The 18,985-nt window shown below is 42.0% G+C and carries 14 protein-coding genes and 2 pseudogenes; 9 read left to right on the plus strand and 7 right to left on the minus strand.

All coding sequences use genetic code 11. From position 1 onward, the window contains the following. Window positions 1–102: 102 nt before the first annotated feature. A complete protein-coding gene (pepT, locus tag A3K86_RS02920) occupies window positions 103–1,332 on the plus strand; it encodes a peptidase T (protein ID WP_068327424.1) in 1,230 nt (409 codons plus the stop codon). Between the two features lie 100 nt (window positions 1,333–1,432). On the opposite strand, the gene A3K86_RS02925 is transcribed toward pepT, so the two are convergent. Beyond that, window positions 1,433–1,741 carry a hypothetical protein gene (locus A3K86_RS02925; RefSeq protein WP_068327427.1) on the minus strand — a complete coding sequence of 103 codons (309 nt, stop codon included), beginning with the start codon at window positions 1,739–1,741 and terminating at the stop codon, window positions 1,433–1,435. A gap of 327 nt (window positions 1,742–2,068) precedes the next feature. On the opposite strand from A3K86_RS02925, the gene A3K86_RS02930 reads away from it, so the two are divergent. Next, the gene (locus tag A3K86_RS02930) at window positions 2,069–2,833 is read left to right on the plus strand and encodes a TerC family protein (RefSeq protein WP_068327430.1); all 765 of its coding nucleotides are present in this window, start codon (window positions 2,069–2,071) and stop codon (window positions 2,831–2,833) included. A 226-nt stretch (window positions 2,834–3,059) separates the two neighbouring features. Next, window positions 3,060–4,160, plus strand: coding sequence for a Fic family protein (locus A3K86_RS02935; RefSeq protein ID WP_068327433.1), 1,101 nt, complete (start codon window positions 3,060–3,062; stop codon window positions 4,158–4,160). 76 nt (window positions 4,161–4,236) lie between these two features. Here A3K86_RS02935 and A3K86_RS02940 read toward each other — a convergent pair whose 3' ends face one another. Further along, a complete protein-coding gene (locus tag A3K86_RS02940; RefSeq protein ID WP_068327436.1) occupies window positions 4,237–4,665 on the minus strand; it encodes a MarR family winged helix-turn-helix transcriptional regulator in 429 nt (142 codons plus the stop codon). 231 nt (window positions 4,666–4,896) lie between these two features. Between A3K86_RS02940 and A3K86_RS02945 the strand changes: the two genes are divergently transcribed. Continuing rightward, window positions 4,897–5,193, plus strand: a complete 297-nt coding sequence (locus tag A3K86_RS02945; RefSeq protein WP_068327439.1) for a DUF3861 domain-containing protein — start codon at window positions 4,897–4,899, stop codon at window positions 5,191–5,193. A gap of 79 nt (window positions 5,194–5,272) precedes the next feature. Here the strand turns inward: A3K86_RS02945 and A3K86_RS22925 are convergent. Next, window positions 5,273–5,374, minus strand: a pseudogene (locus A3K86_RS22925) (carboxypeptidase); the annotation flags it as partial. 67 nt (window positions 5,375–5,441) lie between these two features. Further along, window positions 5,442–6,296 (minus strand): helix-turn-helix transcriptional regulator, encoded by an 855-nt coding sequence (locus A3K86_RS02950; RefSeq protein WP_068327442.1) that lies wholly within the window; start codon window positions 6,294–6,296, stop codon window positions 5,442–5,444. 72 nt (window positions 6,297–6,368) lie between these two features. Between A3K86_RS02950 and A3K86_RS02955 the strand changes: the two are divergent. Both A3K86_RS02955 and A3K86_RS02960 read left to right on the plus strand, forming a co-directional pair. Further along, window positions 6,369–9,985, plus strand: a pseudogene (locus tag A3K86_RS02955) (hypothetical protein). Beyond that, complete coding sequence (locus A3K86_RS02960; RefSeq protein WP_068327447.1) at window positions 9,967–12,030, plus strand: hypothetical protein; 2,064 nt, start codon at window positions 9,967–9,969, stop codon at window positions 12,028–12,030. Before A3K86_RS02955 ends, A3K86_RS02960 begins: the two are co-directional and overlap by 19 nt. Window positions 12,031–12,144: 114 nt before the next feature. On the opposite strand, the gene A3K86_RS02965 is transcribed toward A3K86_RS02960, so the two are convergent. Continuing rightward, window positions 12,145–13,629, minus strand: coding sequence for a carboxypeptidase M32 (locus tag A3K86_RS02965; protein ID WP_068327450.1), 1,485 nt, complete (start codon window positions 13,627–13,629; stop codon window positions 12,145–12,147). A gap of 337 nt (window positions 13,630–13,966) precedes the next feature. Here A3K86_RS02965 and A3K86_RS02970 point away from each other — a divergent pair, with 337 nt between their 5' ends. The 3 genes from A3K86_RS02970 to A3K86_RS02980 all read left to right on the plus strand — a co-directional run bounded on the left by A3K86_RS02970 (window position 13,967) and on the right by A3K86_RS02980 (window position 16,856). Further along, on the plus strand, window positions 13,967–15,157 hold the full coding sequence (locus A3K86_RS02970) for a D-alanyl-D-alanine carboxypeptidase family protein (protein ID WP_068327453.1): 1,191 nt from the start codon (window positions 13,967–13,969) through the stop codon (window positions 15,155–15,157). Window positions 15,158–15,289: 132 nt separating this feature from the next. Then, the gene (ttcA, locus tag A3K86_RS02975; protein ID WP_068327456.1) at window positions 15,290–16,183 is read left to right on the plus strand and encodes a tRNA 2-thiocytidine(32) synthetase TtcA; all 894 of its coding nucleotides are present in this window, start codon (window positions 15,290–15,292) and stop codon (window positions 16,181–16,183) included. A gap of 301 nt (window positions 16,184–16,484) precedes the next feature. Further along, entirely contained in the window at window positions 16,485–16,856 is a 372-nt protein-coding gene (locus A3K86_RS02980) for a hypothetical protein (protein WP_232321896.1), read from the plus strand. A gap of 65 nt (window positions 16,857–16,921) precedes the next feature. Here the strand turns inward: A3K86_RS02980 and uspE are convergent, their stop codons facing one another. Both uspE and A3K86_RS02990 read right to left on the minus strand, forming a co-directional pair. Then, a complete protein-coding gene (gene uspE / locus A3K86_RS02985; protein WP_068327461.1) occupies window positions 16,922–17,866 on the minus strand; it encodes a universal stress protein UspE in 945 nt (314 codons plus the stop codon). A gap of 338 nt (window positions 17,867–18,204) precedes the next feature. Beyond that, window positions 18,205–18,960, minus strand: coding sequence for an FNR family transcription factor (locus A3K86_RS02990; protein ID WP_068327464.1), 756 nt, complete (start codon window positions 18,958–18,960; stop codon window positions 18,205–18,207). Window positions 18,961–18,985: the final 25 nt, after the last annotated feature.

Consider the following 18,985-nt stretch of genomic DNA (forward strand, 5'->3'; position numbering starts at 1 on the left):
CGCTTTTTTTTAGTAAAAGCTGACCCACCGCAATTTTCATTTACAATTTCATCTTATGATGGCTGCTCTGATACGATTTATTGTTACTTATAAGAGTGGATCATGGATAAATTAATTGAGCGATTTTTACGATACGTTAGCTTTGACTCTCAATCTAACCCTCAAGTGACACACTGTCCGAGTACTCCTGGGCAAATGGTTCTGGCAGAGCAAATCAAACGTGAATTGGAAGAACTGGAACTGTGCGACGTTACGCTCGACGAGCACGGTTACCTAATGGCTCGCTTGCCTTCAAATGTGGACCATCATGTACCAGCCATTGGCTTTATTGCTCACATGGATACCGCGCCAGATGCGTCAGGTAAAGATGTAAAACCACAAATCATTGAAAACTACCGTGGTGGTGATATTGCATTGGGTGTGGGTGATGAAATCCTATCACCAATACAGTACCCAGACTTGAACAAGTTACACGGTCACAACATCATCACAACTGATGGTACAACCTTGCTGGGTGCAGATAACAAAGCCGGTGTTGCTGAAATCATGACAGCCATCGCGCACCTTAAAGCAAATCCTGAAATCAAACATGGCGACATTTGCATTGGTTTCACACCAGATGAAGAAATTGGTCGTGGTGCGAATCTGTTTGATGTTGAGAAGTTTAAAGCAGAGTGGGCTTACACCATTGATGGCGGTCCAATCGGTGAATTGGAGTACGAAAACTTCAATGCAACATCAGCGAATGTGATCTGTCATGGTGTTAACGTACACCCAGGTACTGCGAAAGGTAAAATGGTGAATGCCATGGCTATCGCAGCGAAATTCCAGTTAATGATGCCAGCGGAAGAAACCCCTGAGTGCACAGAAGGTTACGAAGGTTTCTATCACCTAACATCAATGGATGGCGGTGTAGCGAACACTAAACTTGAGTACATCATTCGTGACTTCGACCGCGACAGTTTAGAACAGCGTAAAGCTTTCATGCAGCAAAAAGTTGATGAGCTAAATGCGGCGCTTGAAAAAGGTCATGTTGAGCTACAACTTCAAGACAGCTACTACAACATGCGTGAAATGGTTGAGCCTCATCCACACGTCATTGAGTACGCGAAAGAAGCGATGATTGCCTGTGATGTGCAACCAAACATCAAGCCAATTCGTGGCGGTACAGATGGTGCTCGCTTGTCTTTCAAAGGCTTGCCTTGTCCAAACATTTTCACTGGCGGCTATAACTTCCACGGCATTCACGAGTTCATTACCGTTGAAGGTATGGAACTTGCGGTGAAAGTGATTGTTAAACTAGCTGAAACAACGGCTGAGAAATACAAGTAACGCTTGTTCTTGTTAGCTAAGTGAGACAAGAAAAGAATAAAGCCTGCAACATGTAATGTGGCAGGCTTTTTAGCATCAGGCGTTTACCCGTAATATCAGATTATTTTTTGTCTTGCTTCGTTAGATCTTGCTCAGAAAGCTTGGCAAAGTCTTCAACTTGTTGGTGTTTGTTGAATCCATCAACAACCCAGTTATTTAGGTGCTTCAAAATCGCAGTGATTGCGTGATCTTTTGTACCGTGATCGCCAGTTTTTACTTCAAGTTGTTCTTTGGCGTGCAAACCAGTTTGGTCTTCTGCAATGTGTAGCCAATCAGGGTGCCAGTAGTAACTCTTCCCATCTTCGGTGATCCAGTTGTGGACGCCACTGTTTTCACCTTTGTAATTTAAATCATGTGCTTTGTATTTCATGTTGGTTCCTTGAAAGAGCAGGGTTTACGCCTTGAGTATAGATGAGCCTCTCTTTTCATTATGAAATCCAGTTAACATTTTGCACAAAATATTGACTTGAATAGTCAGTTTTTTACGAGTGAAATCATTTCGTTCTCAATGCGTTATTCTTTTTGTGTTATTTACACGCTACTCTTGGTTACAGCTTGTTACAACTAAAATATTGCTGAGAATTTAGCTTGGTGGCTTACTACAGACTCATTCTAACCAAGAGGCAAAAATAACTTATATGGACGACCCCACGAGTCGCTCGTTCCTTACTTACTCCATTTTCCTGGAGTATGCATCATGCTAGAACTTTTCCTTCAACCTGAAGCGCTGATTATTTTGGCAACCTTGTTCACTCTAGAGGTGGTATTAGGTGTCGATAACGTCGTGTTTATCTCTGTATTATGCGAACGCCTACCAGCTCATCAACGTAAACTCGCACGTAATCTTGGCATCGGTTTAGCCGTGTTAACACGTATTGGTTTGGTATTCTCAATCAGTTGGGTTATGTCTTTAACCACGCCGTTATTTACTGTCTTTGGCAGTGCGTTCAATGGTCGTGATCTGATTATGATCTTCGGCGGTGCATTCTTGTTAGCAAAAAGCTTAAAAGAATTATGGATGTGGCTGCTACACGATGAACAACAAACCGCAAGTACAGTTAGAGCTGGTATTGCACTGGTGTTATTGCAGATTGTTGCGGTTGATGCCGTATTCTCGATGGACTCAGTGATCACCGCCGTTGGTATGACAGACGAAGTACCACTGATGGTTGCCGCGATTTTGGCATCAGCCGTAGTGATGGTGCTATGTGCTGAGAAAATTAACCGCTGCGTGACGGACTACCCGGGCTTTAAAACACTTGCGCTACTGTTCTTAGTCTTGCTTGGTGGTTTGCTGATGGCTGAAGGTTTTGCGATTCACGTTAACAAAGGGTATGTGTACTTTGCGATGGCCTTCGGACTGGTCATGGAAAGTTGTCATATCTTGCTCAAGCGCAAACACAAAGCGGTATTCAACCGTGTTTATCCAAATCAGATTGGTTGGGCAGTGAAAGCGCCGTAGTTAATCAATAGTCACTTAGCGCTGAGCTAGCACGCTGACATTAAGTTATTTCCCGAGGCAGAATTTAGCGCTCATGATCATTACATGCGCACTTGTTCTGCCTTTGTTTTATCTCGTGATGCAAATAAACAGCTTATTTGAATCACTATTTGATTTGAATAGATAGCTTATTTGAATCATAATTTGATTCAAATAGCGTTGTTAATTGAATCATGAAGGAAAGCTAATGTGGATTTGGCAGCAAAAAAACTGGCCTAACTTTACTTGGCAAGAGGCTGAACTTGCAGCATTGCTGCGCGATGTCAGATTTAACCAAGGTGTGTTGCTTGGTAAAGTTTCAGCGCAAGGTGAAAATGAACAGCAGGCGATGCTGGATACCTTATTGGCTAATATCATCCACTCTAGCGCGATTGAAGGCGAAAAACTGAATGCATTTTCTGTTCGTTCGTCACTGGCAAATAAGCTTGGTGTTACAGAAGATAAGCCGTATCCCACTTCAGAGCAAACTGATGGCTTGGCGGAAATAATGCTAGATGCGGTAAATAACTTAGATACTGAATTGACCCTTGAGCGTATTTTAGATTGGCACCGATTGCTGTTTCCCGAAGGCTATACCATGTTCAATCCTGTTGAAGGTGGAAAATTGCGAGGTGAAGCGCCAATGCAGGTGGTGTCTGGTCGCATCGATCGCCCTGTTATTCACTTTGAAGCGCCAGCGAGAGCACAGCTAGATAATGAACTAGAACAGTTTATTCATTGGTTCAATCAATCTCGCGATGATGTTGCACTCGATCCGCTTATTCGCGCGGCCATAACGCATTTATGGTTTGTGACTATCCACCCAATGGATGATGGTAACGGCCGTATTACTCGCTTACTAACCGATTTAGCGTTAGCACAGGCAGAAAAACAGTCTGTTCGCTTTTATGCGATGTCTGTCAGTATCTTAGCGAAGCGAAAATCATATTACGAAATCTTGGAGCAAACCCAGAAAGGGGCGATGGATGTCACCGCTTGGTTAGTGTGGTTCTTAGAAACACTCAACCACACCTTTTGCGATGTATTGGCTGAGATTGAGCAAACGGTATCCAAAACAAATTTCTGGCGCCGTATCGATCAAACCCAACTAACGCCAGAGCAGATGAAAGTTTTGAACCGTATGCTAGATGGTGATTTTGATATGGGGATCAACGCCAGCCAATACGCCAAAGTGGCGAAAGTGAGCCGTCCAACCGCAACACGTCATTTAACGCTACTGGTTAAGCTAGGTTGCCTCAACAAAACCGAAGCAGGTGGCCGAAGCACACGTTATGTGGTTAGCGTGTAATCAGTATCGTAGGCTATACAAATTGCCATCAATAAGCCGCGCTTGCGGCTTTTTCTTTGCGTTTTACCCCATTAAATTACTTCTTAGTAATATTCATTGTCATCTTACTTGCAATGCGCTGGAAGTCTTCAAGGTCTTGGGACGATAAGCCTTGAGTGATCTTGCCAGTGATAAGGTTGTCAACTTCATGTAGCTGTTCTAGTACAGCTTTTCCTTTATCTGTCGTTAACAGACATTGACTGCGCTTATCTTCTGGATTCGGTACTTTCTCAACAAAGCCTTCTTCGATTAATGATTTTATTAACCGTGTGACTTGTGCTTTATCACGATTAATAAAGTGCACCACATCCATCGCGGTACAAGGTGATTTTTTGGCAATTATCTTGATAACACGCACATGCATTGGCGTGATAGGAAGATTTAGCAGCTCTATTTGCTCATGCATTTGACGTTTAAGTGAATGAACTAGCTGGAAAAGGTTATCCAGTGCGCTTGAGTTTGACATACAGGTCCTTAGAAATAAGGTTGACTTTATCAACTAAATAATTATAGTTGATATTATCAACTTGTTTGGGTGTTACTGCAAGTTGCTAAATCAATGATCACACTTGCGGTTATGTTTGCTGAGTTAGTTGCGCTTGTTGCCATGGGGCTAATGACAGTAACTTCATTACCGATAACGCCAAAAGCTGAACGCTTTTTTAAGAAGCTAATGTAAGAGGTTTAAGTATTTCCGATGAGAAAAGAAAATCAGTATCGTATTACCGTAGAAGAAATTGGTGTTGCAGAAGGCCTAGTGCCACAACGTTTACAGTTTGAAATGCAAGACAGAGAAGACTTATTTTCTGCGGTTGAAAAAATCAATGAAAATAGTGGGTTAGCAGCTCCCGAAGCAACACGAGTTGCAGTCGCATTGCGCTTGCTAGGCCCTGTGATGATGTTAAACAGAAAGCATGAGTTATTCGCTGAGTTCATGCCACACTTTAAAACATTTATGCAAAATCTGAAAAATACAGTGAAGGGTAAGCGTTAATGTTTGTCGTTCAGTTTCCTAAAACACAAAAGGCTGGTTTAGTACCAGCCTTTTGTTTATTCGCCGTTATTACCTGAATTTACCCAAGGTAACGTGCTTCTAAATGTGCTTTGAAGTAGCGTGGATTCAACGGTTCTCCTGTCGCTTGAATAACAAGTTCATCCGTTGTTTTTAATGGACCTACCAAATACCATCAACAGGATATATGTACCAATTGTTAATTATAAGAATATCGAATAAATTGCTGCTTATAAAAAACTTTCAAGCGAAGCCAAATTTTGGATCACAATTTGCTGTCCTTGAGGGTTAGACTTTTGAATATGTATATCAATATTATATGTATTAAGTACATATCGAATAAGTGATGCATTCGTGGTTATATTAAGAACGCCATCGCTCATGCCATAGTCTTTTTCAATAACTGCTTTTTGTTTTTGATTAAGACGTTGATCTGGAATTATCTCGATGTTCACTTTGGTGTTCCAGAGCTTATCACTATTTTTACTTTTACTTGCTGGATCGTTGATATCAGGTATACCGTGAATACGGCTCAATACAAAATCTCTATAACCTTTAGAGTGCTCGCAATATGCACGAACATGCCAACGTAACGGGGTACAAACTAGTGTATGAGGAGAAATTATTCTCTCAACTTCTTCACCATTTTTTAGAGGTGTGTAGCATATGTCGACACGTTTTTTCTCTCTGATTGCTTGAATTAATGGGCGTAGAATATTTGGCGAGATATTACGTGTGATAGGGCGAATCATTGCAACGTTTTCAAAGCCCATATCAAGTTCATTAAATGTTACGGTGATATCTTCACTTCTTGAAAGGAGATGTAAATATTCATCGGCATGACCACTAGTTAGCTGTGGAATAAAGTTATCACTTGGTTTGTAGCCTTTTAACTGCTTATCATAAATAAGGTTACCTGGCGCTACATCGGCTAAGTATGTATTAATATACTTTGAAGCTTGCTGCCGTCCAATTCCAAAACTTTGCATCAAATGGCTTGTGTTTAAACGTCCTTCCCATAGCGCAATAATTTCAATCATTCTGTATCGAAAAAGTAGATCCCACCTAACGGGCCATTTACTCATAGTTTGAATCCTGTCGAGTTATGCTACGTGTATAAGTACACAGCATTTACCTGTAGCTATTGGCGTCATAGTATGGTTTTGTTCATAAAACATCAAGATTTGCAGGGTAATATGGTATGCACGTGTCGATAGAAGAGTTTACTTATTTTGATTTCCAGCTTGTCCCCGATTATTCCCCCCTTGATCAGGTAATTACTGAATCGCTCGAAAGTCATATTAAAACTAATGGGGCTAAATCTGGTGCATTGCTGCCATTACCTTTTCAGACGGGAATCGGAAAAACATACACGGCATTAAATTTTTTGCTCCAGCAAATGCTCGAGAAAGTGCAAAATGAATTACGGAAAGAGGAGAGCGTTAGTAGAACCAAGCGTTTGCTCTATTACATTACAGACTCTGTAGATAACGTAGTAAGCGCTAAAGCAGACTTGCTGAAGTTAATTGAAAATCAGACAGTCAAAGGTGAGCCTCGTTTTACTTTAGAACAGCAAAAATACCTTAAAGCGCAAATAGTCCACCTACCCAATCAGTCAGAGCAGTTATTGCAATGTTCTGATGCGGTAGTGAATGATGTGTTAACCGGATTAAATTTGAACGCTGAGCGTGATGTTCAAGCAGAGTGGAACGCCATATCAGGTCTAAGGCATCATGCAAGCAAGCCGGAAGTCAAAGTCTCTTTAAATAGGCAAGCAGGTTACTTCTATCGCAATTTAGTTGCGCGTATACAAAAGAAACAAAAAGGGGGCGATAGAGTCTCATTAAATGGGTCGTTATTGGCCTCTGTTGAAGCACTTCTGCCGGGAGAAAAAATCCGCAATGGAAGCGCTCATGTTGTTTTCTTAACGACGAGCAAGTTTCTGAAAGGCTTCCACAATACCCGCTCGCGCTACAGTCCATTACGCGATTTAAGTGGTGCGGTGCTTATCATTGATGAAATTGACAAGCAAAATCAAGTCATCCTTTCCGAACTGTGTAAACAACAAGCGCAGGACTTAATTTGGGCTATAAGAACTCTGAGAGCAAACTTTCGAGATCACCAACTTGAGAGTTCGCCTCGCTACGACAAGATTGAAGACCTGTTTGAACCACTGCGTGAGCGACTCGAAGAATTTGGCACCAAGTGGAACCTAGCGTTTGCGTTTAATACGGAAGGACCTAACTTGAATGAACGACCTGTTCGGTTGTTTTCAGATAGAAGCTTCACGCATGTAAGCAGTGCCACTCATAAGCTGTCATTAAAATCAGATCTATTGAAGCAGAAAAATCTCATATTTAGTGATGAGAAAGTGGAAGGTTCTCTCATTGAAAAAAATGGGCTTTTAACCCGCTTTGTCAATGAAGCGGATGTTATATACCAGTGGTTTCTTGGCACTATGCGTAAAGCCGTATTTCAGTACTGGGAGAACGTTCGTAGCCTTGAAATTGAAGGGCGCGAAAATAGAAGCCTAGAAGGAACGTTTCAAGAAGCCGTTCAATCCCTGCTTACTCACTTTAACCTACAAGAATTTGAGTCTGCTGTTTACGAGTCTTTTGATACTAGGGGGCTGAGGCAATCAGTGGGTGGACAAGCGAGCAAGTTGAGTTCTAGCAAGAGCTACCATCATACCGGAATGAAACTTGTTGAAGTCGCCCATAATCAGGGGACTCGCGATACCGTAAATTGTAAAGCGTCATTCTTAAATCTTTCACCATCGGGTGTCTTGGCGGATATGGTTGATGCCGGAGCTGTTATTCTCGGTATAAGTGCAACAGCGAGAGCTGATACCGTAATACATAACTTTGATTTTAAGTACTTGAATGAGCGTTTGGGTAAAAAGCTTTTGTCTTTGTCGAGAGAGCAAAAGCAGCGGGTAAATGATTATTATCATAGTAAGCGCAACTATAAAGATAATGGTGTGGTTTTAAAGGTTAAGTATCTTAATAGTCGAGATGCGTTTCTTGATACTTTGTTAGAAGAATATAAGCCGGAGGCTCGCTCAAGCCACTTTATCCTAAATCACCATCTGGGTATTGCTGAGTCAGAGCAGGCATTTGTTCGGAGCTGGCTGTCTAAGCTCTTAGCGAGTATTAAAGCGTTTATGTCAGTTCCTGATAATCGTTATATGCTGTCGCTGTTAAACCGTACTCTTGATACAACACGTCAGGATATTAATGATTTCATCCAGTTTTGCTGTGATAAATGGGCGATAGAATTTAATGTTCCAACCAAGACATATTTTGGCGTGAACGCTGATTGGATGAGGTTAGTTGGCTATGATGAAATTTCCAATCACCTAAACACAGAAGCAGGGAAAGTCGTTGTGTTCAGTACATATGCTTCAATGGGTGCTGGTAAAAACCCTGATTATGCAGTCAATTTAGCGTTGGAAGGTGGAAGCCTAATATCCGTTGCCGATGTCACTTATAGCACCCAGCAGCGAAGCGATATAGATAGTATATATCTTGAAAAACCTACTCAGCTAATGTTGTCAGATGATTATTCGCATACTGCTAACCAGCTTTGTCAGTTTCACCAAATCTTATCTTTGCAAGAGAACGGAGAGTTGTCGCCGAAAAGTGCTGAAAGCTGGTGTCGTCAGCAACTTATGGGCATGAGCAGAGAGCGCTCTTTACAGCAATATTACCAAACAAGTGACTACCAAAGCGCGGTAAGGAAATACATTGAACAAGCGGTAGGAAGAGCCGGGAGAACATCTCTGAAACGAAAACAAATTCTCTTGTTTGCTGATTCCAGTTTGAAAGAAATTCTAGCGGAAGAGAGTAGAGACCCAAGCTTGTTTTCGCACGAATATGTTGCTTTGGTTGATAAAGCGAAATCAGCTAATAAGTCTTTAGTTGAGGACAGGGTTGTTCGACGTTTATTCAATCTTGCTCAAAGAAACAACAAAGACGGTATGCGGTCAATCAAAGCACTAGTTCGTCGTCTACATAATCAACCTGCATCTGATAATGATATTCAAGAGTGGCAAGACATTAGAACTCAGTTACTTCGCTATCCGACGATCGTCGCTCAACCGGAGCGATTTAATCGATTGTACTTACAGTCTATGACCAACGGTTACTACCGTTATCTGGGTAACTTAGATGGTGATCCGAATGCCTTCGAGTTCTTTGATAGAGTGCCTACTGGCGATATGGTTTCTGAGGAAGCATGCAGCCTAGCTACGTTAGTTCAGAACCAATATGTGAGGCCGTGGTTTGAACACAAAGGTTTTGCCTGTTCGTGGCAAAAAGAAGCGTATGTGATGACGCCAGTTATGTTTACCAACATTTATAAGGGAGCATTGGGCGAGCAAGCGGTAGAGGCGGTGCTAACAGCATTCGATTTTATCTTTGAAGAAGTTCCAAATTCTATTTACGAGCGATTTGATAATAGAGTCAAATTTGCAGGGGTTGAGCAACCGATCTGGCTAGACAGCAAATACTGGAAGCATGAAGGTAATGAAAGCAGCGAAGATTACAGTTCGAAAATTTCATTGGTAGAAGAAGAGTTTGGACCTTCGAAGTTTATTTACGTGAATGCGTTAGGGGATGCCTCAAAGCCGATTAGATATTTGGACTCGTGCTTCGTAGAAACCTCACCACAGTTAGCTAAAGTTATTGAAATTTCGGCACTAATTGATGATAGCAATGCCGATACCAACCTAACCGCAGTACAGGAGTTGATAAAATGGTTACACAACAGCTAGAACCTTCCTCACACGGTCCTTTATCAACCTTAGTGGAACAAATATCCATTGACACTGATTGGGTTGATAGAAGCTTCGCGATTTACTGTGTCAGTTATAAAGGAATAGACTTCTCAGAACGACCTAAGCGTTTAGTAACATTAGCGTCTGAAATCTATAAGTCAGGAAGTGTTTATTGCTTAGTCAAAGGTGCCAATAAAGAAGCGTGTTATTGGGTGCTGTTACCAAAGGACGCCAAATTAGACCTCAAAGACACGTCTTTGGCTATCAAAACAGTTAACGCTGCCGAGCTACCTACATGGCAATTGGCCCGTTTACTGATTAAAGCGATACCAAAAGTATTGAGTGGCGCTACGCCAGAGATAAAGCGCTTTGAAAGTGAAGGCTTATATTATCTAGTCAAAAGCAAAAAGTTACCGAAAGGTCACTCAGGCTATGAATTAACGACCGTGGAAATCGATTTAGCGCCATGTGCAGCGCTTGGATTCAAACAAACACTGTCAATGAGTGCCAAAACGTTTTCTCCTTTGTCTTGGTTTACGTTAGAGAACGGAGAGATACAGAAAAAGGCAAAGTTTGCTACACGTTATCAACTTGATGATGTGGGGATGTTGGTAAGCAAATCCATAAAGGGAGACTACATCAAGAAGCCGCTTTACTCTAATGCGAAAAATCGAATTCAGGCGATTGATATAACCAAAGAATCTTATAGTGGTTTTCAACTATCTAAGGTCGGTATTCTTGAGCAGTTCATGCAAGATCTTAAGCAAGCTTATGGCGATTCAGTTTCAGTGAAGTTGCAGCGGATTCCCGGAGAAAAGCACAGGTTCGTTTCAGATACGATTGTCAAAAATCACTATGTAGGGCTGTTTGATACGTTGAAAGAGCATCGTTTGGTGATCTGTGATTTAACCAAAAACAAAGATACTGATGCTGCACTAACCTTGCTTCATGGTATCGAGCATCTTGATATAAACGCAGAAATAGCTGAAGTTCCGATTCGTGGGGCACTGAATATCCTAATTGTTGGTAATAAAGACACCTACAAGTCAGCTGAAGAAGACCCGTATCAGGTTTATCGCAAAAAGTACCAAGACACAGTTTTTCAGTCGTGTTATCCAGAGCGCTTATGGAACCGTCAAGGCCAGCCAAACCGCCATGTGGTGGAGGTACTGTTAAAAGAACTACTTATCAAGCTAGAAGTTCATACAAAAAAGCATTTGATTGAATACCCAAGAAGCCCTGAAGGATGTGTATATTACATGCCTCATCGACCGCAAGGCGAATTTTCAGAGGTTCGAGACGGGCCCTGGCCAGTGTATGCGTCTAAGTTAGTGGGCGATGAATGGCAATATACACAAGCGACTCAAGAGGAGCTTGAAGATATTGAACTCGATTTAGGTAATGATAAATGGCAAGTATTTCAAGGATTCCAACGTTCCCCTTATATTTATTGGCCGGAGACGGGGGACTATGCCATTTTCATTGATACGGGTATTCAAATGCTACCGGAATTTGAAGCGGTTGCGGAGCGATTGCGTGAGCTTAAAAAAGGACGAGCCCAAGATGTCCCGATTGCATTGTTGACTCAGTTCATTGAAGAAAACTCAGAGAGTAAAGTAATCAACAAACTGAGAGCGATATTGTCTGAGTGGGATGATACGACCCCTCTACCGTTTGATGAGTTTTCGACAATTGCATACAAAAGCAATGATGAAAAACAATTCTATGATTGGCTGCGCGAACAAGGATTCTTCTTAAAAACATCGATGAGAGGACAAAGTGAGGGGTTCTTTAATGCATCTTTAGGTTTCTTCTATAACCGAGAGCAGGGTATGTACTTTGCTGGTGGTAAAGGCAGTCCGCAAAGCAAAATCGAGACCTTTAGCCATTTATACCTGATAAAACATTCGTTTGATGCACTACCTGAAGAGGTGGAAAACTTGTTTGACGTTTATCACTTAAGGCATCGTCTACCAACCGTAACACCTTATCCATTTAAGCATCTACGTGAGTATGCTGAGATGCTGCGCTTTAAATCTTAGATGCTAAAAAAGCAGTCTAAGTTACAACTAGTACGAATTAGAAAGCCCTCTTTTACGGAGGGCTCATACATCATAGCCTTTTTAGAAGGCATTTTCTTATTGCTTTAACTTAACCTATCCAAGGTAACGCGCTTCTAAATGTGCCTTGAAGTAGCGCGGATTCAACGGTTCACCTGTCGCTTGAATAACAAGTTCATCCGTTGTGAGTGTTGATGCTTTGGACCAAATGTTAGTTTCCAGCCAATCAAAGATTGGAGTGAGGTTGTTATCTTGAATGAGCTGCTCAACATCCATTTCTTTGCGGATGCTTGCCATAAATTGTGCTGCATACATCGCGCCGAGGGTGTAGCTTGGGAAATAACCAAAGCTGCCGTCAGTCCAGTGAATGTCTTGCATACAGCCGTTGGTGTAATTACCTTCAGTGTTCACACCTAAGTATTGCGTCATCTTTTCATTCCAGAGGGTTGGAATGTCAGCCACTTCGATTTTTCCTTCAATGAGATCACGCTCAATTTCGTATCGCAGAATGATATGAGCAGGGTAAGTTACCTCATCAGCATCGACACGGATAAAGTCAGGCTTCACACGTGTGTTGTATTGAGTGATGTTTTCAGCGGATAACGCAGGATCATCATGGCGCTCAAATAGCGCTTGGGCAGTTGGTGCCAACAAATTGATAAATTCAGGGCTGCGCGAAAGCTGCATTTCAAATAGCAAGCTTTGTGATTCGTGAATACCCATAGAGCGCGCTTCACCGACAGGTAACTCAGCCCAAGCTTTAGGCAAACCTTGCTCGTAACGGGCATGGCCTGTTTCATGAATCACGCCCATTAGTGCTGACGTGAAGTCGGCTTCGTCGTAACGCGTGGTCATGCGAACATCTGTTGGTACACCGCCACAGAATGGATGAACACTCACATCAATACGACCGTGGTTAAAATCGAAGCCAAGTAACTTCATCATTTCAATGCTGAGTGCTTTTTGTTGGTCTACGGCAAATGGACCTTGCGGCGTAATAACGTGTTCTTGCTGTTGTTTTGCTTGGATCTTTTGAATTAGCTCTGGCAGCCAAGATTTAACATCATCAAAAATGACATCTAGTTGTTCTGTTGTCATGCCCGGTTCGTAAAGATCAACAAGTGCGTTATAGCGGCTTAGTCCTGTTGCTTCAGCGCGAATTTGAGCTTCTTGACGCGAGAGTTCAACCACTTTTTCAAGGTTAGCTTTGAAGTCATCCCAATTGTTTTCAGTACGTTGTGTACGCCATGCATGTTCACACGTTGAACCAGCTTTAGACTGAGCTTCTACAAGTGATTCAGGTAGGGCGGTTGCTTGTTGCCAACGGTTTTTCATTTCTCGTAAGCTTGCTTGCTGATCAAGCGTGAGCGCTTCTTTTTCTGCTTCAGAAAATTGTTGCTCTAATTCAGGTGCAGTCAGTAATTGGTGAGTAAATACAGCGAGTTCAGCAAGGGCAGCAGAACGTGCATCATTACCACCTTCAGGCATCATTGAAGCCTGATCCCAGCCACAAATGGCACCTAAATGATTAAAACGAGACAGTTTTTTGAAGTGCTTTTCAAGTTGTTGATAACAAGACATCATCTTTCCCTGTTGAATAGTTTGCATTGTAGGGCTAAGCATGAGGTGACATGACCTTACTTAGCCTGATATTAAAAGAGTTATTACGCTTTAGCATACCGACAAGTGCATGATTTTCAAATTTTAACTATTTATGCAGTATGCTATTTAATTGGGGCGCTAAATGCGTCAATGTCACAAGTTACATAACTTTAAGTTGGTCACTTAATTGAATGTAAAATATCGTGAATAATTGTCAGAATTTAACCTCAATCGTAATTGTTGATGAGGGAGGCAGGCATTAATCTTTCTCTTCGATATACTGGATTTCTCTGTGTAAGAATGGATTTATAGCACGATGAATACAGTTCCTCGCGTTTTCGCATCGCTATCAGGATTTTCCTTATCTGCCGCGGTGCTGCTTTCTCTCTCTTTTTCTGCTTCGGCAGCGCCTACAGTTATTCCTGATCCTCCTGTATTAGGAGCCAAAGGGTATGTTTTGATTGATTACCACACAGGTAAAGTGTTGGTAGAGCGTAATGCTCATGAAAAACTTAACCCAGCCAGTTTAACCAAACTCATGACCAGCTATGTAGCAGGTCGTGAAATGAAACAAGGTAATATCAGTGCTGATGATGTGGTGGTCGTCAGCCGTAACGCTTGGGCCCGAAATTTCCCAGACTCATCAAAGATGTTTATCGAAGTTGGCAGTGAAGTCGGCATGATGGATTTGTATCGCGGCTTGATTGTCCAATCGGGTAATGATGCGAGTGTGGCCATTGCGGAACATGTTGCCGGTTCTGAAGGGGCATTTGTCGGGTTAATGAACTCGTGGGCCTCTAAGTTAGGAATGAAGGATTCGTCGTTCTCGAATCCGCATGGTTTAGATGCCGATAACCTTTATTCAACACCTTACGATATTGCAGTACTTGGTCGGGCACTGATCCACGATTTGCCAGACATTTACTCGATTTACAGCGAACGCTCGTTTAACTACAACAACATTACCCAACGAAATCGAAATGGGTTATTGGGTGATCGTAGTTTGAATGTAGATGGGATGAAGACCGGTTACACCAGCGGTGCAGGCTTCAGCTTAGCCAGCTCTGCCACCCAAGATAATATGCGGTTGATATCTGTGGTGATGGGGTCAAGTAGTACGAAGAGCCGCGAAGCCGAGAGTAAACAGCTATTAAACTATGGCTTCCGCTTCTTCAATACTGTTTCTCCTCATAAGCAGGGGGAAGAGATCATTGCTGAGAAAGTGTGGTTTGGTGAGAAAGACAGCATTGCCCTTGGTGTAGGTCAAGATACGTATGTTACGGCGTCACGCAATGAAGTGAAAGGACTGAAAGCACAAGTTGAACTTTCTCACTCGCTTGAAGCACCACTACGTAAAGGCACTGAAGTTGGTAAGGTAATATACCAAGTTAATGGTGAAGACATTGGCGAAGCACCGTTAGTTGCCCTAGAGACGGTAGAAGAAGGTAGCTTCTTTAGTAAGGTGATGGACTACATTAAACGCTTTTTTGTTGGTTTATTTAATTAATTCCAACACAAACCATAAGGAAAGCCGCTGTTAGCGGCTTTTTTTATTGGGGCAATATCCGTATAATCCACGCCCTACAAAGAATCCATTAGGAAATCGACAGTCGATTTATCGGCAGTGTGAGAACTCGCAATGAATCAAAATGATAATAGAAAAGAGACACTTGAATTCAACAAACTTCAGAAACGTCTGAGAAGGAATGTTGGAAACGCAATCATCGATTACAACATGATCGAAGAAAACGATGTTGTAATGGCTTGTATCAGTGGCGGTAAAGATTCATTTGCGATGTTGGATATCCTACTGAATCTGCAAAAAGCTGCGCCAGTAAAATTTGATGTGGTAGCGGTAAACCTTGATCAGAAACAACCAGGTTTCCCTGATCACATTTTGCCTGAGTACTTTGAGACTCTGAACATTCCTTACTACATCGTCGATAAAGACACTTACTCTGTAGTTAAAGAGAAGATCCCAGAAGGTAAAACAACTTGTGGTCTGTGTTCACGTTTACGTCGTGGTACGCTTTACTCATTCGCTGAGAAAATTGGTGCAACTAAACTGGCATTGGGTCACCACATGGATGACATCGTGGAGACTATGTTCCTGAACATGTTCCATGGTTCTCGCTTGAAAGCGATGCCACCTAAGCTACGTTCAGATGATGGTCGTAACGTGGTAATTCGTCCACTAACGTACTGTCGTGAAAAAGATCTGATCAAGTACGCAGAGCATAAAGATTTCCCAATCATCCCTTGTAACCTATGTGGTTCACAAGAAAACCTTCAGCGCCAAGCAATCAAAGCCATGCTGATTGATTGGGATAAGAAAACACCTGGTCGCGTAGAAAGCATCTTCAAGTCAATTCAAAATGTAAGTCCAAGTCAGCTTGCGGATAAAGAGCTGTTTGATTTTGTAAACTTGCCGTTAGACCGTGAAGGTGAGCGCGCAGAGTACGCATTCTCTGAAGCAACCGTATCATCGACCAACATCGATGAGTCATTATTCATTGATGTAACCAACGTTTAATATCAAGGTGCAGTTAGCACAATGATTAAATGATCAAAGAGCGGCAAGTAAGCCGCTCTTTTTGTATCTGCACCTCCAGCTCAAAGAGGTAATCACTTGAGCAGCTATTTATTACAGTTGATATAAACTAGGTTGGAATAAAACTCGCATTTTTACTGCGTATCCTGATTCAAAATTTGTCAGTCTGTTTTCGCATTATGGCGGATGTCATGTAGAATAACTTTCAATTCAAATAGCTAGCGATATGAAATACTTTTCTTCGTATTCAATATCCAGTCTCACATCAAGACAGCAGGGAACTATGGCGATTGCTAAACACAAACAACTAAAACTATCCGCGCTCGTTGCGATCATAATTGCAGCTACTGTTTCAGGTTGTTCATCAAAACAAACTCAAGCTCTAGGTTTACGTAGTAGCACGGTTTCATCGACGCCTCAGCAGATGTCAAACCAAGAAATCTGTGATGTGTATGTGCATGGTCGTAATTCAGTCCATACGCGCTTTGCTGTTGCGAGTGAATGGAATCGTCGCGGTTTGAGTCGCGATTATTGTGAAGAAAAAAATACAGAGTTGTTCATTACCAAAGCAGTAAAAGCACTTGCTGGGATTAGTGATAAGAAGAAAGCTGAAAACACCAACGCGGTAAAGCCAGTCAAGCCTGTAGCGAAATAATTCAAATAGCGAAAACATAAAACGGAACCCGAAGGTTCCGTTTTTATTGTAATAACTACTGATTTTTAGCTTTCAATATTAGGTGCCAGTGGGCTGATGTAGCCTTCAGGTTTCAGCGCCAATAAGTCACAATTCAAGCTATCTATGGTGTGCTCTGCTGTGTTACCAATGAATATCGCAGAGAGGCCAGTTCGACCTGTTGTTCCCAAAATAACCATTTCCGCATCAAGCTCTTCAGCTACACGAGGGATGACATCCTCAGGTAAGCCTTCAACAACACAGGTTTGTTCTTCTGGGATACCGTGTTTTTGACGAAGTGCTTTCATTGATGTGAGGTGATGACCTCGAACAGCATCAGTGTAAGAGGCTGGATCAAACTCTGGTAGTTCAATTGTGATATTCACCGGAGTTGAAGGGTAGGCATTAATGATATTTACTTCTGCGTTGAGCTTTTTCGCAAAGCTTTTTGCTTCAGTAATGATTTGGTCATTCAATGCGTCATGAGTTTCGCTATCAGCGGCTAAATTAACACTCGCGATAATCTTGCCGTTATCAGGCCAGCTATGTTCTTTCACCATAAGAACAGGGCATGGGCACTTACGTAATAAATGCCAGTCGGTTGGCGTGAAAATAATAGCGCCCAGTTTGTCATGCTCATGGGTCGCTTTAATCACGAGATCATGATGATTGCTAAATACTTCAGCTATTGCCGCTTCATAAGGGCGGTTATGCCACACAACAGTTAGCGTGATATCAATGCCGTTTTCAACATGAGGGCGAATAATATCTTTCAACCATTCTTCACGTTGTTGAACCACACCTTTTCGCATGGCGTTTCGTTCATCGGCGGATAGCATCGAAGTCATTTCGTAGGAAAAATCATAAATCGCTAAGAACAGCGTGATTTTTGTTTCAGGTGAGCCTTGTGCAAGATGCACGGCACGAGATAGCGCAGGCTGGTTGTCTTGAGCCGGATCGGCGACAACGAGGATATTGTTGTACTGTGTCATAACTGCCCCCTTACACAATTTGTCTTCATGACTGTGTTGGCAAAACTAACCAAAAGTACAGAGTTATAGCATTACATCATTAAGTTGTTGGCATTAAGTCTAGCGTATCCCACAAATTCTAAGTCACTCCTTAGACTATAGAGTAGGGAACAGTGCTCTTTTTACTCCTCCAGTTTATTAGACGCAATCATCGACTTTTTAGTCATGCTATACATTAACTTTAACCCAAACAGGGCAAAATAATAGGAAATTTGAAATCTCAGGCATAAAAAAAGTGATACGCTTCAAAAACGTATCACCTTTTTAAGCAATTGCTTACGGAATTTACCAAAAGCCGATTAGAGGTTGTTGTTCTTACTCACACCCGCTAGTCGCGCTAATTCTTCATGGTCAAGAATGGTAATGTACTTACCTTTTACGCTAAGCATTTCTGACTTCTGGAAACGACCCAATAGACGACTGATAGTTTCAACCGTTAAGCCTAGGTAGTTACCAATATCACCACGGGTCATAGTTAGACGAAACTCGCGAGGTGAGAAGCCACGCTGAGAGAAACGTAGTGATAAGTTGTACAAGAATGCCGCTAAACGTTCTTCTGCATTTTTCTTCGAAAGCAGAAGGATCATTTCTTGGTCGCCTTTAATTTCGTTACTCATCAAACGCATGATTTGTTGACGAAGTTTAGGCATTTTGCCTGATAAGTCATCAAGAATTTCAAATGGAATTTCACAAACCATTGAAGTTTCAAGTGACTGAGCAAAGCTAGGGTGTAACATTTCATTGATCGCGTCGAAACCAACCAAGTCACCCGCAAGATGGAAAGCCGTAATTTGCTCATCACCTTGTTCAGTGATGGTATAGCTTTTAATCGTGCCTGAGCGAATAGCATATAGCGATTTTAGTTCATCGCCAGCTTTGAAAAGCTCTTGGCCTTTCTGGATAGGTTTTTTACGCTCGATAATTTGATCGAGCTGATCTAATTCAGACTCATTCAAAGTGAATGGGATACACAACTGACTAATACTACAATCCTGACAGTGGATAGCACATCCGCCTGACTGGATACGTTTGGTTGTAAGTTTGTCTGAAATCATAAGCCTGTCTAACCAATTTGATGTA

The sequence above is a fragment of the Photobacterium jeanii genome, assembly GCF_001650345.1.
Classification (GTDB): domain Bacteria; phylum Pseudomonadota; class Gammaproteobacteria; order Enterobacterales; family Vibrionaceae; genus Photobacterium; species Photobacterium jeanii.

Excerpts from the sequence above, each read along its gene's own strand:
- pepT (WP_068327424.1), top strand. The coding sequence starts at position 103 with ATGGATAAATTAATTGAGCGATTTTTACGATACGTTAGCTTTGACTCT.
- A3K86_RS02925 (WP_068327427.1), bottom strand. The coding sequence starts at position 1,741 with ATGAAATACAAAGCACATGATTTAAATTACAAAGGTGAAAACAGTGGC.
- A3K86_RS02930 (WP_068327430.1), top strand. The coding sequence starts at position 2,069 with ATGCTAGAACTTTTCCTTCAACCTGAAGCGCTGATTATTTTGGCAACC.
- A3K86_RS02935 (WP_068327433.1), top strand. The coding sequence starts at position 3,060 with ATGTGGATTTGGCAGCAAAAAAACTGGCCTAACTTTACTTGGCAAGAG.
- A3K86_RS02940 (WP_068327436.1), bottom strand. The coding sequence starts at position 4,665 with ATGTCAAACTCAAGCGCACTGGATAACCTTTTCCAGCTAGTTCATTCA.
- A3K86_RS02945 (WP_068327439.1), top strand. The coding sequence starts at position 4,897 with ATGAGAAAAGAAAATCAGTATCGTATTACCGTAGAAGAAATTGGTGTT.
- A3K86_RS02950 (WP_068327442.1), bottom strand. The coding sequence starts at position 6,296 with ATGAGTAAATGGCCCGTTAGGTGGGATCTACTTTTTCGATACAGAATG.
- A3K86_RS02960 (WP_068327447.1), top strand. The coding sequence starts at position 9,967 with ATGGTTACACAACAGCTAGAACCTTCCTCACACGGTCCTTTATCAACC.
- A3K86_RS02965 (WP_068327450.1), bottom strand. The coding sequence starts at position 13,629 with ATGTCTTGTTATCAACAACTTGAAAAGCACTTCAAAAAACTGTCTCGT.
- A3K86_RS02970 (WP_068327453.1), top strand. The coding sequence starts at position 13,967 with ATGAATACAGTTCCTCGCGTTTTCGCATCGCTATCAGGATTTTCCTTA.
- ttcA (WP_068327456.1), top strand. The coding sequence starts at position 15,290 with ATGAATCAAAATGATAATAGAAAAGAGACACTTGAATTCAACAAACTT.
- A3K86_RS02980 (WP_232321896.1), top strand. The coding sequence starts at position 16,485 with ATGGCGATTGCTAAACACAAACAACTAAAACTATCCGCGCTCGTTGCG.
- uspE (WP_068327461.1), bottom strand. The coding sequence starts at position 17,866 with ATGACACAGTACAACAATATCCTCGTTGTCGCCGATCCGGCTCAAGAC.
- A3K86_RS02990 (WP_068327464.1), bottom strand. The coding sequence starts at position 18,960 with ATGATTTCAGACAAACTTACAACCAAACGTATCCAGTCAGGCGGATGT.